This is a genomic window from Niallia sp. HCP3S3_B10, assembly GCF_052064465.1.
GTDB classification, from domain to species: Bacteria; Bacillota; Bacilli; order Bacillales; family Cytobacillaceae; genus Niallia; species Niallia hominis.
On sequence record NZ_JBQHVO010000122.1, the window covers coordinates 1 to 2,533 of the forward strand.

Genomic DNA, 2,533 nt, shown 5'->3' on the forward strand with positions numbered 1-2,533 from the left:
GAGTGTATCCTGAGTACGGCGGGACACGAGAAATCCCGTCGGAAGCAGGGAGGACCATCTCCCAAGGCTAAATACTCCCTAGTGACCGATAGTGAACCAGTACCGTGAGGGAAAGGTGAAAAGCACCCCGGAAGGGGAGTGAAATAGATCCTGAAACCGTGTGCCTACAAGTAGTTAGAGCCCATTTATGGGTGATAGCGTGCCTTTTGTAGAATGAACCGGCGAGTTACGATTACATGCGAGGTTAAGTTGATAAGACGGAGCCGCAGCGAAAGCGAGTCTGAATAGGGCGAAATAGTATGTGGTTGTAGACCCGAAACCAGGTGATCTACCCATGTCCAGGGTGAAGTCCAGGTAACACTGGATGGAGGCCCGAACCCACGCACGTTGAAAAGTGCGGGGATGAGGTGTGGGTAGCGGAGAAATTCCAATCGAACTTGGAGATAGCTGGTTCTCTCCGAAATAGCTTTAGGGCTAGCCTCAAGATTTAGAGTATTGGAGGTAGAGCACTGTTTGGACTAGGGGCCCCCATCGGGTTACCGAATTCAGACAAACTCCGAATGCCAAATACTTATTCTTGGGAGTCAGACTACGAGTGATAAGATCCGTGGTCAAGAGGGAAACAGCCCAGACCACCAGCTAAGGTCCCAAAGTATACGTTAAGTGGAAAAGGATGTGGAGTTGCTTAGACAACCAGGATGTTGGCTTAGAAGCAGCCACCATTTAAAGAGTGCGTAATAGCTCACTGGTCGAGTGACTCTGCGCCGAAAATGTACCGGGGCTAAACGTATCACCGAAGCTGTGGATTGACATCTAATGATGTCAGTGGTAGGAGAGCGTTCTAAGGGCGTTGAAGCTAGACCGTAAGGACTGGTGGAGCGCTTAGAAGTGAGAATGCCGGTATGAGTAGCGAAAGATGAGTGAGAATCTCATCCACCGAATGCCTAAGGTTTCCTGAGGAAGGCTCGTCCGCTCAGGGTTAGTCGGGACCTAAGCCGAGGCTGAAAAGCGTAGGCGATGGACAACAGGTTGATATTCCTGTACCACCTTTCAATCATTTGAGCAATGGGGGGACGCAGGAGGATAGGGTAAGCGTGCTGTTGGATTAGCACGTCCAAGCAGTTAGGCCGGTAATGAGGCAAATCCCATTACCACATAAGCGGAGCTGTGACGGCGAGGGAAATATAGTACCGAAGTTCCTGATTCCACACTGCCAAGAAAAGCCTCTAGCGAGATTGATGGTGCCCGTACCGCAAACCGACACAGGTAGGCGAGGAGAGAATCCTAAGGTGAGCGAGAGAACTCTCGTTAAGGAACTCGGCAAAATGACCCCGTAACTTCGGGAGAAGGGGTGCTCTTGCGGGTGCAAGCCTGCGAGAGCCGCAGTGAATAGGCCCAGGCGACTGTTTAGCAAAAACACAGGTCTCTGCGAAGCCGCAAGGCGAAGTATAGGGGCTGACACCTGCCCGGTGCTGGAAGGTTAAGAGGAGGGGTTAGCGTTCGCGCGAAGCTCTGAATTGAAGCCCCAGTAAACGGCGGCCGTAACTATAACGGTCCTAAGGTAGCGAAATTCCTTGTCGGGTAAGTTCCGACCCGCACGAAAGGTGTAACGATCTGGGCACTGTCTCAACGAGAGACTCGGTGAAATTATAGTACCTGTGAAGATGCAGGTTACCCGCGACAGGACGGAAAGACCCCGTGGAGCTTTACTGCAGCCTGATATTGAATTTTGGTACAGCTTGTACAGGATAGGTAGGAGCCTTGGAAGCCGGAGCGCTAGCTTCGGTGGAGGCATTGGTGGGATACTACCCTGGCTGTATTGACATTCTAACCCGCACCCCTTATCGGGGTGGGAGACAGTGTCAGGTGGGCAGTTTGACTGGGGCGGTCGCCTCCTAAAAAGTAACGGAGGCGCCCAAAGGTTCCCTCAGAATGGTTGGAAATCATTCGTAGAGTGTAAAGGCACAAGGGAGCTTGACTGCGAGACCTACAAGTCGAGCAGGGACGAAAGTCGGGCTTAGTGATCCGGTGGTTCCGCATGGAAGGGCCATCGCTCAACGGATAAAAGCTACCCCGGGGATAACAGGCTTATCTCCCCCAAGAGTCCACATCGACGGGGAGGTTTGGCACCTCGATGTCGGCTCATCGCATCCTGGGGCTGTAGTCGGTCCCAAGGGTTGGGCTGTTCGCCCATTAAAGCGGTACGCGAGCTGGGTTCAGAACGTCGTGAGACAGTTCGGTCCCTATCCGTCGTGGGCGTAGGAAATTTGAGAGGAGCTGTCCTTAGTACGAGAGGACCGGGATGGACGCACCGCTGGTGTACCAGTTGTCTTGCCAAAGGCATCGCTGGGTAGCTATGTGCGGAAGGGATAAGTGCTGAAAGCATCTAAGCATGAAGCCCCCCTCAAGATGAGATTTCCCATAGCGTAAGCTAGTAAGATCCCTGAAAGATGATCAGGTTGATAGGTCAGAGGTGGAAGCGTGGCGACATGTGGAGCTGACTGATACTAATAGATCGAGGACTTAACTAAAA

General features: G+C 52.4%; 1 rRNA gene. It reads left to right on the forward strand.

Annotation, left to right across the window (positions count from 1 at the left end):
- A 23S ribosomal RNA gene (locus ACTNDN_RS24620) occupies positions 1 to 2,531 on the forward strand; the annotation flags it as partial.
- Positions 2,532 to 2,533 lie beyond the last annotated feature (2 nt).